Source organism: Vibrio maerlii (assembly GCF_003415655.1).
GTDB classification, from domain to species: Bacteria; Pseudomonadota; Gammaproteobacteria; order Enterobacterales; family Vibrionaceae; genus Vibrio; species Vibrio maerlii.
Map to the genome: position 1 here is coordinate 63097 of NZ_QRHC01000014.1, position 16020 is coordinate 79116.

The 16020-nt window shown below is 45.7% G+C and carries 20 protein-coding genes; 8 read left to right on the forward strand and 12 right to left on the reverse strand.

The window, feature by feature from the left end; all coding sequences use genetic code 11:
- The first annotated feature begins 74 nt into the window (after nucleotides 1-74).
- Entirely contained in the window at nucleotides 75-1418 is a 1344-nt protein-coding gene (pmbA, locus tag DPF91_RS19390) for a metalloprotease PmbA (RefSeq protein ID WP_117236091.1), read from the forward strand.
- A 237-nt stretch (nucleotides 1419-1655) separates the two neighbouring features.
- On the opposite strand, the gene mgtE is transcribed toward pmbA, so the two are convergent.
- The 12 genes from mgtE to DPF91_RS19450 all read right to left on the reverse strand — a co-directional run bounded on the left by mgtE (nucleotide 1656) and on the right by DPF91_RS19450 (nucleotide 11050).
- Nucleotides 1656-3011 carry a magnesium transporter gene (gene mgtE, locus DPF91_RS19395; protein ID WP_117236092.1) on the reverse strand — a complete coding sequence of 452 codons (1356 nt, stop codon included), beginning with the start codon at nucleotides 3009-3011 and terminating at the stop codon, nucleotides 1656-1658.
- A 105-nt stretch (nucleotides 3012-3116) separates the two neighbouring features.
- Nucleotides 3117-3392: an HPr family phosphocarrier protein gene (locus tag DPF91_RS19400; RefSeq protein ID WP_117236093.1), complete on the reverse strand. Its 276-nt coding sequence runs from the start codon at nucleotides 3390-3392 to the stop codon at nucleotides 3117-3119.
- Between the two features lie 9 nt (nucleotides 3393-3401).
- Nucleotides 3402-4265: an RNase adapter RapZ gene (gene rapZ, locus DPF91_RS19405; RefSeq protein ID WP_117236130.1), complete on the reverse strand. Its 864-nt coding sequence runs from the start codon at nucleotides 4263-4265 to the stop codon at nucleotides 3402-3404.
- 58 nt (nucleotides 4266-4323) lie between these two features.
- A complete protein-coding gene (gene ptsN, locus DPF91_RS19410; protein ID WP_117236094.1) occupies nucleotides 4324-4770 on the reverse strand; it encodes a PTS IIA-like nitrogen regulatory protein PtsN in 447 nt (148 codons plus the stop codon).
- A 2-nt stretch (nucleotides 4771-4772) separates the two neighbouring features.
- The gene (hpf, locus tag DPF91_RS19415; RefSeq protein ID WP_117236095.1) at nucleotides 4773-5060 is read right to left on the reverse strand and encodes a ribosome hibernation promoting factor; all 288 of its coding nucleotides are present in this window, start codon (nucleotides 5058-5060) and stop codon (nucleotides 4773-4775) included.
- A gap of 26 nt (nucleotides 5061-5086) precedes the next feature.
- Nucleotides 5087-6571 (reverse strand): RNA polymerase factor sigma-54, encoded by a 1485-nt coding sequence (locus DPF91_RS19420; protein WP_117236096.1) that lies wholly within the window; start codon nucleotides 6569-6571, stop codon nucleotides 5087-5089.
- A 171-nt stretch (nucleotides 6572-6742) separates the two neighbouring features.
- Nucleotides 6743-7468: an LPS export ABC transporter ATP-binding protein gene (lptB, locus tag DPF91_RS19425; RefSeq protein WP_117236097.1), complete on the reverse strand. Its 726-nt coding sequence runs from the start codon at nucleotides 7466-7468 to the stop codon at nucleotides 6743-6745.
- 3 nt (nucleotides 7469-7471) lie between these two features.
- Entirely contained in the window at nucleotides 7472-7966 is a 495-nt protein-coding gene (gene lptA, locus DPF91_RS19430) for a lipopolysaccharide transport periplasmic protein LptA (RefSeq protein ID WP_117236098.1), read from the reverse strand.
- Nucleotides 7947-8510 (reverse strand): LPS export ABC transporter periplasmic protein LptC, encoded by a 564-nt coding sequence (lptC, locus tag DPF91_RS19435; RefSeq protein ID WP_117236099.1) that lies wholly within the window; start codon nucleotides 8508-8510, stop codon nucleotides 7947-7949. Before lptC ends, lptA begins: the two co-directional genes overlap by 20 nt.
- Nucleotides 8507-9064, reverse strand: coding sequence for a 3-deoxy-manno-octulosonate-8-phosphatase KdsC (gene kdsC, locus DPF91_RS19440; protein WP_117236100.1), 558 nt, complete (start codon nucleotides 9062-9064; stop codon nucleotides 8507-8509). The genes lptC and kdsC overlap by 4 nt, the downstream gene beginning before the upstream one ends.
- A complete protein-coding gene (kdsD, locus tag DPF91_RS19445) occupies nucleotides 9064-10035 on the reverse strand; it encodes an arabinose-5-phosphate isomerase KdsD (protein ID WP_117236101.1) in 972 nt (323 codons plus the stop codon). The genes kdsC and kdsD overlap by 1 nt, the downstream gene beginning before the upstream one ends.
- A 49-nt stretch (nucleotides 10036-10084) precedes the next feature.
- Entirely contained in the window at nucleotides 10085-11050 is a 966-nt protein-coding gene (locus DPF91_RS19450; RefSeq protein ID WP_117236102.1) for a calcium/sodium antiporter, read from the reverse strand.
- A 290-nt stretch (nucleotides 11051-11340) separates the two neighbouring features.
- Between DPF91_RS19450 and mlaF the strand changes: the two genes are divergently transcribed.
- The 7 genes from mlaF to murA are packed head-to-tail and all read left to right on the forward strand — an operon-like array spanning nucleotide 11341 to nucleotide 15935.
- Nucleotides 11341-12138: a phospholipid ABC transporter ATP-binding protein MlaF gene (mlaF, locus tag DPF91_RS19455; protein WP_117236103.1), complete on the forward strand. Its 798-nt coding sequence runs from the start codon at nucleotides 11341-11343 to the stop codon at nucleotides 12136-12138.
- Nucleotides 12135-12926: a lipid asymmetry maintenance ABC transporter permease subunit MlaE gene (gene mlaE, locus DPF91_RS19460; protein WP_117236104.1), complete on the forward strand. Its 792-nt coding sequence runs from the start codon at nucleotides 12135-12137 to the stop codon at nucleotides 12924-12926. The genes mlaF and mlaE overlap by 4 nt, the downstream gene beginning before the upstream one ends.
- 2 nt (nucleotides 12927-12928) lie before the next feature.
- Nucleotides 12929-13420, forward strand: coding sequence for an outer membrane lipid asymmetry maintenance protein MlaD (gene mlaD, locus DPF91_RS19465; protein WP_117236105.1), 492 nt, complete (start codon nucleotides 12929-12931; stop codon nucleotides 13418-13420).
- A 1-nt stretch (nucleotide 13421) separates the two neighbouring features.
- A complete protein-coding gene (locus tag DPF91_RS19470; protein ID WP_206355586.1) occupies nucleotides 13422-14087 on the forward strand; it encodes an ABC transporter substrate-binding protein in 666 nt (221 codons plus the stop codon).
- Nucleotides 14084-14392: an STAS domain-containing protein gene (locus tag DPF91_RS19475; protein ID WP_117236106.1), complete on the forward strand. Its 309-nt coding sequence runs from the start codon at nucleotides 14084-14086 to the stop codon at nucleotides 14390-14392. The genes DPF91_RS19470 and DPF91_RS19475 overlap by 4 nt, the downstream gene beginning before the upstream one ends.
- Nucleotides 14393-14405: 13 nt before the next feature.
- Nucleotides 14406-14660, forward strand: coding sequence for a BolA family iron metabolism protein IbaG (gene ibaG / locus DPF91_RS19480; RefSeq protein WP_117236107.1), 255 nt, complete (start codon nucleotides 14406-14408; stop codon nucleotides 14658-14660).
- 9 nt (nucleotides 14661-14669) lie between these two features.
- Nucleotides 14670-15935 (forward strand): UDP-N-acetylglucosamine 1-carboxyvinyltransferase, encoded by a 1266-nt coding sequence (gene murA, locus DPF91_RS19485; RefSeq protein WP_117236108.1) that lies wholly within the window; start codon nucleotides 14670-14672, stop codon nucleotides 15933-15935.
- Nucleotides 15936-16020 lie beyond the last annotated feature (85 nt).

A 16020-nucleotide genomic window follows, 5' to 3' on the forward strand; every position in this document is an offset into this window, starting at 1 on the left:
ATTATGGGGTGTTGGCTAAAAGCTTGTTATTCTAATAGACAATCTTCGAATATTAATATGACGATAAAGATAATATGGATGTAAAAGCACAGGTTGCTCAGCAACAGAAAGAACTAGAATCCGCAGTAGCTCAAGCATTAGAGTTGGCTGCTGTTGGCGCTGAGGCAGCTGAAGTTGCTATCACTAAGTCGACAGGCTTGAGTGTTTCAACTCGTATGTGCGAAGTGGAAAACGTGGAGTTCAACAGTGATGGTGCGTTGGGTATCACGGTATATCGCGGTCAGCGTAAGGGTAGTGCATCAACTTCAGACCTAAGCGAAAAAGCGATTCATGAAACGGTCGCCGCTGCATTGGATATTGCAAAGTACACCTCTGAAGACCCATACGCGGGTCCTGGCCCTGAAGAGTTAATGGTAAAAGAGATCCCAGACCTGGATCTATTCCACCCGGATACACCAGACCCAGATAAAGCTGCAGAAATTGCGATTGCTGCAGAGAACAAAGCGCTCAGCATCAGCGATAGGATTAAGCAGAGTGATGGCGCGAGCTACGACAGCCACTACGGTCTTAAGGTATATGGTAACAGCCATGGTTTATTAGCCAGCGTAGCATCAAGCCGTCACAGCACGAGCTGTTGTGTGATTGGCCATGGTAACAATGGTGAGATGGAGCGTGACTACAGCTACACGGTTGCTCGCCACGTTGATGACCTATGGACACCTGAAATCGTTGGACAGCAAGCTGCAGAGAAAACCTTATCTCGTTTGGATGCGCAGAAGCTATCGACGGGTCAATTCCCAGTGATGTTTGCCGCAGATGTCGCTACTGGCCTAATGGGGCATCTAACGATGGCGATTAGTGGTGGGAATCTATATCGTAAAGCGTCTTTTCTACTTGATCATCTAGGCAAGAAAATCCTCCCTGATTGGTTCAATATTGAAGAGAACCCTCATGTGCTACGTGGTCTAGCATCAAGCCCATTCGATAGCGAAGGTTTAGCAACACACAAGCGCTCAATCATTACTGATGGTACATTAGCGACTTATCTTCTAACGAGCTACGCTGCTCGCAAGATGAAAATGCAGCCTACCGGCCATGCTGGTGGTATTCATAACTGGTTTGTGAAATCGACGGGTCAAAACTTCGAGCAAATGCTTAAAGAGTTAGGCACAGGTCTATTGGTTACGGAAGTGATGGGCCAAGGTGTGAATACCGTAACGGGCGATTACTCGCGAGGTGCAGCAGGTTTCTGGGTTGAAAATGGTGAAATCCAATATCCAGTATCAGAAATCACTATTGCAGGTAACCTTAAAGATATGTTCCAACAAATCGTTGCTGTGGGTAACGACGTTGAGACACGCTCACAGATCCAAACCGGCTCTATCTTGATTGAGTCTATGAAGATTGCTGGGGAGTAGAAGCAAAGGTTCTAGATTTCGAGGCGCTGCGCTCTAGAACCATAACTTCTTTGAAAAAAGAGGGTTGACGTATTCACGTCAACCCTCCAAATTTATAAGCTCTCTAGCTCTCTAGCTCTCTAGCTCTCTAGCTCTCTAGCTCTCTAGCTCTCTAGCTCTCTAGCTCTCTAGCTCTCTAGCTCTCTAGCTCTCTAGCTCTCTAGCTCTCTAGCTCTCTAGCTCTCTAGCTCTCTAGCTCTATATCAAAATCGTCGCTAGGCCCAAGAACACAGATAAACCAATCACATCCGTCACGGTCGTCAATGCCATCCCCCCGGCAAGGGCAGGGTCGATGTTCATCTTCTTGAGCATAATTGGAATGGTTACACCTGCGATACCTGCTACCAATAAGTTAGTCATCATAGCTGCGGAAATGATGCCGCCAAGCATCCAGTTCCCCTTCCAAACGACAACAATACCACCGATGATCAGTGCCCATAGCAAGCCGTTTAAGAAGCCGATTGCCGCTTCTTTTAGTAGAAGTTCACGCTTGTTACTGTCACCGATATGACCTAACGCAAGGCCACGAATAACCAGTGCCACGGTTTGGTTACCTGCAACACCGCCCATCGATGGCACGATAGTCATTAAGACAGCTATAGCAGCCATTTGGTCTAGTGTGGCTTCAAACATGTTGGAAACAGACGCTGCAGCTAGAGCCGCAAGCACATTGGCACCAAGCCACACACTGCGCTTGCGTGCGGACTTTACTACGGGTGCGAAGGTATCTTCTTCGTCATCCATACCAGCCATACTCATCATTGAGTGCTCAGCGTCTTCACGAATAACATCAACCACGTCATCGATGGTGATACGGCCAACTAGGTGGTGCTTATCATCAACGATAGGTGCAGATACCCAGTCACGACGCTCAAACAGGCTAGCGACATCGGTAGCACTAGTATCGACCGAGATCGCTTCGTCGGCATCATCCATGACTTCTGAAACTTTTACGTCTGGCTGAGTAGTCAGAATAGTCATGAGAGACAGATGACCGGTGAGCTCACCATCTTCGTCGACAACATATAGAGCATCGGTTGCTTCTGGCAACTCACCTTTCATACGCAGGTAACGCAAGACTACTTCGATCTCGACGTCACTACGGATAGTAATAACATCGGTGTTCATCAAACCACCGGCAGTATCCTCAGGATAGGATAGGGCGGTCTCAACTCGGTGCCTTTCATCGCTGTCCATCTGCGATAGAACTTCGCGAGAAAGGTCGTCAGGTAAGCTACGAAGTACGTAAGCAAGGTCATCGGTATCCATACCCTCAGTCGCTTCCGCAAGCTTCTCCGGTGCCATTTTGGATACAAGGCTGTCTTTTACGTCCTCGTTGAGTTCGTCGAGGATATCACCGTAATCTTCTGGATCAGTTAATTGCCAAAGAACATCACGGCTTTTACGTGGGGAAGCTTCAAGCAGGTGTGCGATGTCTTCCGGTTCCATGTCTTGAAGTTGTCTACGTACATGGACAAATCGGCCGTTTTCTAGCGCTTCGCTAACTTCTTGGAGAGTTTGGTGGGCTTGGTCAAATTCTAATTGCTCTGCCATTTATGCCCCCTGAAGGTGGATATGAATAATGATCGAATAGTAACTTAATTCTAATCGCTATTTAATAAGATATTGTTAAATAGACGAATTAAATGTCCTTAGGGGTTACTCGTCTTCTTCAAACTTGTTTTCGATAAGATCGCAGACCGCGGTTAGTGCTTCTTGAGCTTGGGCTCCTTCTGCATTGATTGTCACGTGTTCACCTTGAGCGGACTCAAGGAGCAGTAAACCCATCACACTGTCAGCGGTGACTTCTCTATCTTCATGATTGATTAAGGTTAGTGTCGCATCATAGCTTTGTGCAAGTTCGACGAGTTTGATTGCTGCTCGAGCATGAAGGCCGAGCTTGTTTTGAATTAAAACGGTTCGAGTCGTTGGCATATTATTGGGTCACTGATTGTGATGTTGTTCGAGTGAGGTGTGACGAATTTGAACTTGATGACCTTGAGATTTGAAGTACTGTGCAACCTGTTCGGTTAGGTACACTGATCGGTGTTTACCTCCGGTACAGCCAATCGCGACGGTTAAATAACTGCGGTTGTTCTTTTCGAGCATAGGGAGCCAGTTACCGAGTACTTGCTGGATGTCTCGTTGAACCCCAATAACTTCGTCGTGACCAGATAAAAAGTCTTGGATAGGTTTATCTAGACCGGTTAAAGGACGCAGATTCGGTTCCCAATGTGGATTGGGTAGGAAGCGAACATCGAAGACATAGTCAGCATCGTTCGGTAGCCCGTATTTGAAACCAAAGGATTCGAATACCATCACCAACTCTTGCTTTTCACGCCCTAGGACTTTGATTCGTACCGACTCACTCAGATCATGCAACGACTTATTACTGCTATCGATAACCAAATCTGCGTGTTCTTTCATTGAGGAAAGCGCGATACGTTCTTGGGTGATCGCCTGGGCGAGAGAAGTGTTCTCACTCTGTAGAGAAAGGGGGTGAATACGACGGGTCTCGCTGTAGCGTTTAAGCAAAGTTTGTTCACTTGCATCTAAAAAGAGCACACAAACATCAAGCTGCTTCCTAAGCTGTTCTAGTTGCTTAGTGACCATTGACTCTTCTTTTGGCAGGTTGCGAATATCGATGCTTACCGCAACGTTCTGCTTACCCGCTTGTACCGAATCGACAAAGGATTGAAAAAGATTGACTGGGAGATTATCGACACAGTAATAGCCGAGATCTTCAAGTACGCGCAAGGCAACACTTTTTCCTGCACCGGATTGGCCGCTGATTACAACGAGGCGCATCTTTTGTGAAGGAGTTTGAGCGGTAGTATTCAAAATCTGCTTCTCTTTTTTGGGCAGCTTACTGGGCTGTCATCACTTGATAAAGTTCTTCATCGCTTTGAGCTTTACGCAATTGCTTTAGAACTTGTTTGTCATTGAGACGCTCTGCCATGGAAGAGAGTGTTTTTAGGTGTTGCTTACATTGATCTTCCGGGACCAAAAGGGCGAACAAAAGGTCAACAGGGCGATTATCGATGGAATCAAACTCGATCGGTTCTTGGCATTGTAAAAGCACTGCGACAGCTTCATCACTTGAGAACATTCGAGCATGAGGGATAGCAATACCATTGCCGATGCCCGTGCTGCCCATTTTTTCTCGACTTAACATACACTCGAACAGTTCAGTGGAGCTTTGCCCTGTATGCTCAGCGACGATCTCACTGATCATCTCAAGTGCTCGTTTCTTACTTGTACACTGGACTGCACTTTTAGTGCAGTCCAGTGATAATACTTCGCTAATTTGCATGGTTAGTGTTGGTTTAGTTTTTCTTTGTGTTTATTCAGTTGTCTGACGAGTTTGTCTACGAGCGAATCAATCGCAGCGTACATGCTCTCGTCTTCTGCGGTGGCATGAATGTCACCTTGGCTAACATGAAGTGTTGCTTCTGCGATTTGGTTAATTTTTTCTACGCGGAGCACAACATTTACATTGGTTATATGGTCGAAAAAACGTTCTAGTTTATCAAACTTTTGGTGAACGTAGTCTTGCATTGAATCGGTTAGATCAACATGGTGGCCTTGAATATTGATTTGCATAGACTTTCCTTCTTCTGTTGTTAGCCCTACAGCAGGCGTTTGCGCTGACTTGAAGGTGCGATACCTAAAGATTCACGGTATTTTGCAATGGTTCTGCGTGCGACCTGAATCCCTTGGTCAGCAAGTAATGCAGCAATTTTGCTGTCACTTAGAGGCTTGGCAATGTTTTCAGCTGCAACAAGCTTCTTGATCAGTGCGCGGATTGCTGTTGATGAGCACTCGCCGCCATTGTCCGTACTAACGTGACTAGAGAAGAAGTATTTCAATTCAAAAATACCCCTTGGCGTGTGCATAAATTTTTGCGTTGTGACGCGAGAGATGGTTGATTCATGCATGTCGACAGCAAGTGCAACATCATTCAATACCATCGGTTTCATCGCTTCTTCACCGTGTTCGAAGAAATCATGCTGATGTTCAACAATGCAGCGAGCTACTTTCAATAATGTCTCGTTGCGGCTCTCAAGGCTCTTAATTAACCATTTTGCTTCTTGAAGGTTAGTACGGATGTACTGGCTATCTGCGCTGTTACCTTTGCCAAGTTGAGCGTATGTCTGGTTAACCTTTAAGCGAGGAATACTGTCTGGGTTGATGTGTACTACCCACTTGCCATTGTCTTTGAATACAGAGACATCCGGCACCACATACTCGGTTTCGTCTGGAGTGATCTTACTACCTGGGCGAGGATCGAGCTGTTGAATTAGCTTGAGTACCTCACGCAGCTCAGCTTCTTTGAGCTTACTCTCTTTGATCACCAGTTTGTAATCACGATTACCCAGTTGATCAATATGATTAGTGAGCACCATTTTAGCTTCAGCAAGCCAAGGTGTTTCAATAGGGAATGTCGCTAGCTGCAGTAATAAACAATCTTGAAGATTAACTGATGCCACACCAAGAGGATCAAACTGTTGAACACGTTTACGAACCGCTTCTACTTCGTCGAGTTCTAGCTCTTCATTGCCGAAGCTTTCTAAGATCTCTTCAGGAGAAACTGTGAGGTAACCGTAGTCATCAATCGCATCGATGATCGCGAGTGCGATAGTACGGTCAGTTTCGGAAAAAGGGGTGAGGTCGAGTTGCCAAAGCAGGTAGTCTTGAAGGCTTTGGGTAGTTTCACCTTGATAGACTGGCATGTCATCATCAAGGGCAATCCCAGTATTACCTGTATTTGCGCTGTAAACATCTTCCCAACTGGCATCCATTTCGAGATCAGAACTGATTTCTGATTTTTCGATGAGCTCTGAGCTGTCTTGCGCGGTTGCTTCAAACTCTTCGCTGCTGGCACTAGCCTCTTGTTCATTTGTTGTCGGCTTTTCGGCATCGTTCGATGAGGCTTCTTGGTTTGCCGGTTCTTCAACGCCTTCTTCGACATCAAGCAGTGGATTTGAATCTAGTGCTTCTTGAATCTCTTGTTGAAGGTCAAGCGTTGACAGTTGCAACAAACGAATCGCTTGCTGCAGCTGAGGTGTCATTGCTAATTGTTGGCCTAGCTTGAGTTGTAATGATGCCTTCATTCAGTACTAATTACCTTGTTATTATTATTTCCTTGGGCGCTGACTTTCCGTGTTTTATCGACGACGTATGTAATGGTTCTCAGCTTTCTGCTGTTTATTCTAATCAATAATTGTGCAGTATCTGTGCGCTCACTAGCAAGAAAGAACGCGGATTTCAGACCTACACTTTAATCATAGTCGGAATTGTTCGCCAAGATAAACTTGTTTAACCTGCTCATTATTGAGAACGTCCTCAGGAGAACCTTCAGCGATAAGGTGCCCTTGGCTCACGATATAAGCACGTTCACACACGTCTAACGTTTCACGTACGTTGTGGTCGGTAATTAATACACCTAGCCCACGGTCACGCAGGTGTTCGATGATTTTCTTGATATCAATAACTGAGATCGGGTCAACACCAGCAAAGGGTTCATCAAGCAAGATAAACTGAGGGTTCGCAGCAAGTGCTCTCGCGATCTCTACACGGCGGCGCTCACCACCGGAAAGTGCCATACCTGCGCTTTTGCGGATGTGCTGAATATGGAACTCATCCAGTAGGTCTTCAAGCTTGTCTTGCTTCTCTTCCTTGGACAATTCATTACGCGTTTGCAGAACGGCCATGATGTTATCTTCGACAGAAAGCTTACGGAATATCGATGCTTCCTGAGGTAGGTAACCAATACCAAGGCGCGAGCGACTATGCATAGGCAAGATGCTGATGTCGTGGTCATCAATCATGATGCGGCCTTCATCGCGAGCAACAAGGCCAACGATCATGTAAAACGACGTTGTTTTACCTGCACCATTAGGGCCTAGTAAACCAACGATCTGACCGGCTTCAACTTTGAGGCTAACGTCGGTAACAACCTTACGCTTGCCATAAGTTTTTGCTAGGTTTTCCGCTTTCAATAATGCCATAGGTTAATTCTGCTGCGTCTGTGGCTGAAGGATTGTCGATACGCGCTTTTTACCATCGCTGTCGGCAACCAGTTTTTGCGAAGTGATTTCGTAGTTGATTTTAGAACCACGAATCTCACTGCCACCTTGTGACAACATTGCACGCTTAATCATGGTGAGTGTATCTTTAGCCATGTCGTAGTATAGCTCTTCCGCTTCACCATATAAGGTCTTACCGTCATCAGTTAGCTGAGAAAAGGTTGCGAGATCGCCGTATCCTTCAATCTCTTTAATTGCACCGTCTTCTGGTGAACGCATCACGATGACCTTATCGGCATTGATATTAATGCTGCCTTGCTTAAGCGTTACGTCACCGATAAAAGTCACGGTGTTGCTCTTCATGTCTAGTTGTTGGCTATCTGAATCAATATACACGGGCTGCTCTGAGTCCGTTGATAACGCAAATGCATTGCCAGCCGCTAATAGACAACCGATTAGGCTAAGGTGTGAGATTTTCATATCTGCCCTGTACTTGGTTATAAAGGGTGGCATCGTTGGTGCCGAAGTTGCCTTTCATGGCATTCCCTTCCGTTTCAAACTGTGGACCTACAAGCAGTACTTCTTGGTCAGCCCAAAAGTCCCTATTATTCAAATTAATGAAGAGCTTGTCTGTCGACATAGTATCAAATGCTGACTCTGGGAGGAGATTTCTTGCAAGTACATCATCATAGAGTGTCAGTACTTGCTCTTCTGTCAACACGCCACGCTTGGCTGTGATTTTCCACTCTTCTTCGCTGCCGAGTTTAAAAATGGTTAGCTCAGGTTGATCAAAAATCGTGTCCCCGCTTGATGCATAGTGCTCAAGGCTGGTTGAAATAACGCGATAGCTACGAACGCCTTTTTCGTTGTAGTTGATGTTCTCAAGCCCGCGACCAGTAAACATTGGCAGCTCTTGATCCGGAGCGATTTGTACCGATTCAGTATTACTTTTTTCTAACAGATAGTACCCTGCACCGCAGATAACAATAATCAGCAAGGTGTAGAGGATACGTGAGAAACTCATATACTCAGGCCTTTGTGTACGTCTAATTCGTCACGAGCTTGTAGGATAAGGTCACAAACTTCACGCACAGCACCGTGGCCGCCTTTGATTTTAGTGACATAGTTTGCACGTTTAACAAGCAGAGGGTGGCCATCAGTTACACAGACTTTAAGCGCAACCTTCTCCATAACGGGCCAATCAATCAGGTCATCACCGACATAACCGGTTTGCTGTGCGGAGATATTGAGCTTGTCGCAGATGTCTTGATATGCCTTTACCTTGTCGTCTTGACCTTGATAGATCAATGAGATGCCCAATGCGCGCATTCGGTTTTCAACGATCTGAGACTTGCGGCCGGTGATAATGGCAATCTCAATACCTGCATTCATTAATGATTTAACGCCATAGCCGTCACGGGTGTGGAAGGTTTTGAGTTCTTCACCGTTGTTACCCATGTAGATTAGGCCGTCTGAAAATACACCATCGACATCACAAATAAGTAGTTTGATATCTTTTGCGATATCGAGAATATGTTGTTCTACCTCTCCGTAGAGGGTTGAAACGAGCTGTGTCATTACATCACTCCAGCTTTTAATAGGTCATGCATGTTAAGTGCGCCGACAATGCACCCTTCATCGCAAAGCATTAAGCCATTGATGCTCTTGTCTTGCATTAGGTTCAGGCCATCAACGGCTAACATAGAAGGTGAAGCAACCGTTGGGTTTTGTGTCATCACCTCACCGATAACAGTATTGTGAATATCGATACGTTTATCCAGTATTCTGCGTAGATCACCATCGGTGAAGATTCCGAGCAATTGTTGGTTTTCATCTGCCACGGCTGTCATACCCAAGCCTTTTTGTGAGATTTCAAGCAGTGCATCTTTGATTAAAGCGTCTGGCGCTACGATTGGTAGCGCTTCACCTGTGTGCATCATATCGGATAGACGAAGCAGCAGCTTACGACCTAGAGCACCACCAGGGTGTGATAGGGCGAAATCTTCAGCAGTAAAGCCGCGAGCTTGCATCAATGAGATAGCAAGCGCATCCCCCATTACCAATGTTGCAGTTGTACTTGCCGTTGGTGCGAGTTCAAGCGGGCATGCTTCTTCTGGTACTGTAATCTGCAGGTGAAGATCAGCCATACGAGCCATGGTTGACTGAGGTTTACCCGTCATGCTGATAATTTGGATTTTCAGGCGCTTAAGCACTGGGAATAAGCCTAGGATCTCTGAAGACTCACCTGAGTTCGAGATTGCAATCACGATGTCTTTTGGCGTGATCATTCCTAAGTCACCATGTGCCGCTTCACCTGGGTGAACAAAAAACGCCGAGGTACCCGTACTGGCTAGGGTGGCAGCAATCTTTTTACCGATGTGGCCAGACTTACCCATACCCATCACAATGACTTTACCCTCAATTTGGGTAATCGCTTGGCACGTTGCAACAAACTCATCATTAAAGTATTGAGAAAGTTGTTGTAAACCTTTCATTTCAATATCAAGAACTTGTTGTGCAGCTTGGCGAAAATCAAACGCTTGTGACATCAGAGAATCCTTAAAAATTTAGCTGGGTAATGAATGACTAGATTAGGGTCTATGCCGCCATATTGGCGAATAAATAAATTTGGTATGCCAAGAAACAGACAAAGAGCACGCCACCTTCGATTCGATTGACGCTACGAGACTTACCAAGACACATTACTACGAGTAATAGAGACACAGCCAGCATCACCCAGAAGTCACGCCCCATTGCGTACTCGCTTAGGACCGATGGGTTTAGGATGCCAGGGATACCCATTACCGCAAGGATGTTGAAAACGTTTGAGCCGATGATATTACCTACCGCCATATCATCTTCGCCCTTAAGCACACCGGCGAGAGAAGCCGCCAGTTCAGGTAAGCTTGTACCAATAGCGATAATGGTTAGACCGATAACTAGGTCGCTCATGCCGAAGTATTTTGCGATAACAACCGCACTATCAACCAGAGCATCGGCGGAAAGAGGGAGAACGATAAGCCCGATAACAACCCACATGGCTGCTTTGCCGTTGCTTACACCTTCTGGGATCTCAGACTCTTGCTCTTCAACAAATTTGTCACCTTGCTGCTTCTCTTTCTGGCTGATGCGCAGCATCGCAATGATGAAAGCGGTAAATAGAACGAACAGTAGAATGCCTTCTACAAAGCCAAGGTGATTGTCCCAAAGGATTGCACCAGCGATGAGGGTAACGGCAATCATCAAAGGTAATTCACGACGAATCACCCCTGAACTAATAGAGAGCGGCTTGATGATTGCGGTGATACCGAGAATAAGCGCAATGTTAGCAATGTTTGAACCTAGGACATTACCCACAGCTGTATCTGTTTTTCCATCGAGAGCTGCTGTTGCAGAAACCATCATTTCTGGTGCTGAAGAGCCCATTGCGAGAATGGTCATGCCGATCACTAAAGGTGAAATACCAACGTTGCGTGCCAGCGCAGCTGCGCCGAAAACAAGCTTGTCTGCACTCCAGACAAGGAATATTAATCCAACGATGAGAAACGCAACGGCTTCAAGCATAATGATCCCTACGAAAACAAATAAATAGTAAATATGTAACCGTTAATTTTGACCTTTCCCCATTTAAAAGGGAAGTAAAAATGCATGGAAACGTCGGCTATTTAAACCTGATGGTGTATTTAGTTAGCTTGTTTTTTGAGAATCAATCAGGATCTTGTGACGTGACGAGGCAAATTTTAGCTAGCCTTTCATACCAACTTGCTTATCATTGCGTAAACTAATTACTTGATAATAAAGCTATAGCTTGCTGTAGTGACGTTTAAAAGACTATCCAGCCAGAGGATGATGTGATGGATGGAAAGCCGTTAGTATCGGTAAATAACCTGACATTTTCACGTGGGGAGCGCGTGATTTTCGACGACATCAGTTTAGAGGTTCCTGAGGGAAAGGTAACCGCAATCATGGGGCCATCGGGTATTGGTAAAACGACCCTGCTTCGATTGATCGGTGGTCAGCTTTATCCAGATTCAGGCGATATCATTTTTTCGGGAAGCAACATTCCTACGCTTTCGAGAAAGAAGCTCTATAAAACTCGTGAACGAATGAGCATGCTATTTCAATCTGGTGCGCTTTTTACGGATCTTAATGTTTATGACAATGTCGCTTTCCCTCTTAGAGAACACACCGAACTTGATGAATCTATCATCCGCATCATTGTCTTGCTTAAACTGGAGGGCGTTGGGTTGCGTGGTGCTGCAGAGTTAATGCCAAGCGAACTGTCTGGAGGTATGGCAAGACGAGCCGCTCTTGCCCGTGCAATTGCACTCGACCCAGAACTCATTATGTACGACGAACCATTTGTTGGCCAAGACCCAATAACAATGGGTGTGTTGGTGGAACTCATTCGCAATCTCAACCAAGCTCTTGGGCTCACGTCTGTCATTGTCTCTCATGATGTACCAGAGGTGATGAGTATCGCGGACTGGGTGTATATTTTGGCAGATAGCCAGGTTATCGCCGCGGGGACTCCTGATGAGCTATATCAACACCAAGACTCAAGGGTTCAGCAGTTCTTACAGGGATATTCCGATGGTCCAGTGCCATTTCGTTTCCCTGCTCAGTCACTAGAAAAGGATCTATTTCTATGAGTTCTGGTGTGATTCAAATGATTGAAAATGTAGGTGCGCGGACTTTGAGCCTCGCTCAAGCGTGGGGGCGAGCGACCTTCATGTTGATTGGTGCTCTTGTTTCCAAGCCACAGCCAGTTAAAAACTTCCCATTGTTAGTGAAACAGCTTTATAGCGTTGGTGTGCAATCACTCGCAATTATTATTGTCTCCGGTTTGTTCATTGGTATGGTCTTAAGTCTGCAAGGCTTTGTCATTTTGGTGGACTATGGTGCTGAAGGCAGTTTGGGCCAGATGGTTGCGCTATCCTTATTGCGCGAGCTTGGACCGGTAGTCACAGCGTTGCTATTTGCAGGGCGAGCAGGCTCGGCATTAACTGCTGAAATTGGCTTGATGAAAGCCACAGAGCAATTGTCGAGTTTAGAGATGATGGCGGTCGACCCACTCAAGCGCGTGATTGCCCCTCGTTTTTGGGCTGGCTTTATCTCGATGCCGTTATTAGCCATGATATTCATGGCCGTCGGGATTTGGGGTGGTCAAATTGTTGGTGTTGATTGGAAAGGTATAGACCACGGCAGCTTTTGGTCTGCGATGCAGTCGTCTGTCGACCTAAGTAAAGATATTGGTAACAGTGCCATAAAATGTATGGTTTTCGCTGTTACCGTGACATGGATTGCGCTCTTCAATGGCTATGATGCGGTGCCGACTTCAGAAGGTATCAGTAAGGCAACCACAAGAACGGTTGTTTATTCTTCATTGGCCGTTTTAGGTTTAGATTTTGTGCTTACAGCACTGATGTTTGGGAATTGATCATGCAGCAAACAAGAAAGTTAGAATTATGGGTCGGCGGTTTTGTTATCGCTGGAGTATTGGCCATTTTGGTGATGATTTTTCAAGTTGCTGACGTAAAAAGCATGGGTTCAGGTAATACTTACACCTTGAAAGCGGAATTCGACAATATTGGTAGTCTTAAAGTTCGTTCTCCTGTCAAAGTCGGCGGTGTGGTTGTAGGACGCGTAGAGTCTATTATCCTTAATCCAGAGACTTACGTACCTGTGGTGAGCTTATCAGTCGACTCTCGATACAACCAGCTCCCAGAAACTTCGAGTATCAAGATACTGACTTCAGGCTTGATAGGCGAGCAGTATCTTAGTCTAGTTCCGGGGTTTGTATTTGATGATGAAGAGATGCTGGTGGATGGTGATTTCATCGAAGATACCAAATCTGCCCTGGTTATTGAGGACCTTATTGGCCAATTCCTCTACCAAACGGGTGGTAGTGAAGATGCGTTGGGAGACGAATAGTATGTTGAAGCGATTTGATATGTTGAAGCAAATGAGTGTATTGCTCATGACTCTATTAGTGAGCACTTTGTCCTTCGCACAAGAAGTGGACAAGACTCAGCCATATAACATGATGAAGCAAGTCGCTGAGGATACGTTTGACCGCCTTGCTACTGAGCAGGAAGCGGTGCGAGCAAATCCTGAGCTATTAAAGGTGATTGTTGAAGAGGAGCTAATGCCTTACGTCAACAGTCAGTACGCGGCGTTAAAGTTATTGGGCTCTAACGTTAAAAAGCCAGGTGTGAAAAAGAAAGACGTCTACACATTTATTGAGTCTTTCGAGCGCTACCTTGTGACGTCGTATGCTCAGGCGCTAACACTCTACACTAATCAAACGATTGAGTTTGAACCAGAGAAGCCAGTACCTGCTGACCGTCGCATTATCGGTATCAAGGTCGATATTATTGATGCTCCGGCGCCAAACATTAAGCTGGAGTTTAAGCTACGTAAAAATAAGAAGAGCGGTGAGTGGCTTGCATTTGATATGAGTGCCGAGGGCATAAGCTTACTTGATAGCATGCAGTCTGAGTGGAACAGCCAACTGCGTACGGAAGGTATTTTGGCTGTTGCCAAAGAGCTTGACCGACTAGCAGATACCAAAATCACATTTGAGGGGCAGAGTGAATGACCGCAGCGATATTCTCTGTAGAGTCAGATACTCAAATTGCCCTTAAGGGGAAGATTGACCGACATAATATTCCGTCAATTTACCCGCAAATTATGGCATGGAACCAGAGCGCCTCACAGGTCGAACTTGAGTTACAACACGTTTCTCGTATTGATTCGGCAGGGATGGCGCTGATAATTCAGATAATTGAGCATGCAAAATTACGAAAGTGTCATATAATGCTCAGTTTCATGCCTAATCAGTTAAGAACATTGCTTAGTTTGAGTAACGCAGAGTCGTTGCTGCACGAGCATATCAAAAAGTAAATAGGACAAATTTGTGGATAGCGCAAAAGTAAAACAACTATTGGATGAAGCACTACAACTTCAAGAGATTCAAGTGAAAGGCGAAGGAAGCCACTACGAAGTTATTGCTGTTGATGCCTGCTTTGATGGTATGAATCGTGTTAAGAAACAACAGCTGATTTATGGCCCATTAATGGAATACATTCAACGTAATGACATCCATGCACTTTCAATTAAAGCGTACACTCCAGAAGAGTGGGAGCGCGACAGAAAACTGATGTCTCTGTAAGGTTTATTGATGGAAAAGTTTCGAGTTATAGGTTCCGATAAGCCTCTTCAGGGTGAAGTAACCATTTCAGGCGCGAAAAACGCAGCGCTGCCTATCTTATTTGCTTCGATTCTGGCGGAAGAGCCGGTAAAGGTAAATAACGTACCACACCTACGTGATATTGATACTACGATGGAACTGCTAAAGCAGCTTGGTGCAAAGGTTGAGCGTAATGGCTCAGTTCATGTTGATGGTCGTGAGATCAATGAACTGTGTGCACCATACGAGCTAGTAAAAACCATGCGTGCATCAATCTGGGCATTGGGCCCGCTCGTTGCTCGTTTTGGTCGTGGTCAGGTTTCACTACCAGGTGGTTGTGCGATCGGTGCTCGTCCTGTTGACTTACATATACACGGCTTAGAAGCACTTGGCGCAACAATTACACTTGAAGACGGTTACGTAAAAGCGGAAGTGGATGGTCGCCTAAAAGGTGCACATATCGTGATGGATAAGGTGAGTGTTGGTGCAACAATCACAGTCATGTGTGCTGCTACGCTTGCTGAAGGTACAACGGTTCTAGACAACGCGGCTCGCGAACCAGAGATTGTTGATACCGCAAACTTCCTAAATACGCTGGGTGCGAAAGTATCGGGTGCTGGTACCGACACAATTACCATTGAGGGTGTTGAGCGTCTGGGTGGAGGCTCTCACGACGTTGTGGCTGACCGTATTGAGACTGGTACCTTCCTTGTCGCGGCTGCGGTATCTGGCGGTAAAGTGGTATGTAAGAATACACATGCTAGTCTATTAGAGGCTGTATTAGCTAAGCTAGAAGAAGCAGGCGCTAAAATTGAAACTGGTGATGATTGGATTAGCCTAGATATGACTGGCCGCGAACTAAAAGCTGTCACGGTTCGTACCGCTCCACATCCTGGCTTCCCTACCGATATGCAAGCACAGTTCACACTCCTTAACCTTATGGCTAAGGGGGGCGGTGTCATCACTGAAACGATCTTTGAGAACCGTTTCATGCACGTGCCAGAACTTATGCGTATGGGGGCGAAAGCTGAAATTGAAGGTAATACCGTAATCTGTGGCGACTGTGATCACCTTAGTGGTGCGCAAGTGATGGCGACGGATCTACGTGCATCAGCAAGTTTGGTGATTGCCGGTTGTATTGCTCAAGGTGAAACGATCGTAGATCGTATTTATCACATTGATCGTGGTTACGACAAAATTGAGAACAAATTAGCGGCGTTAGGTGCAAACATCGAACGCTTTAGTGACAGCCACTAATTCGTTAATATGTCTACTAAGCCGAAACTGAGGTTTCGGCTTTTTTATGATTACTATAAGAATTAACTAAGAATTCAGCAGTACC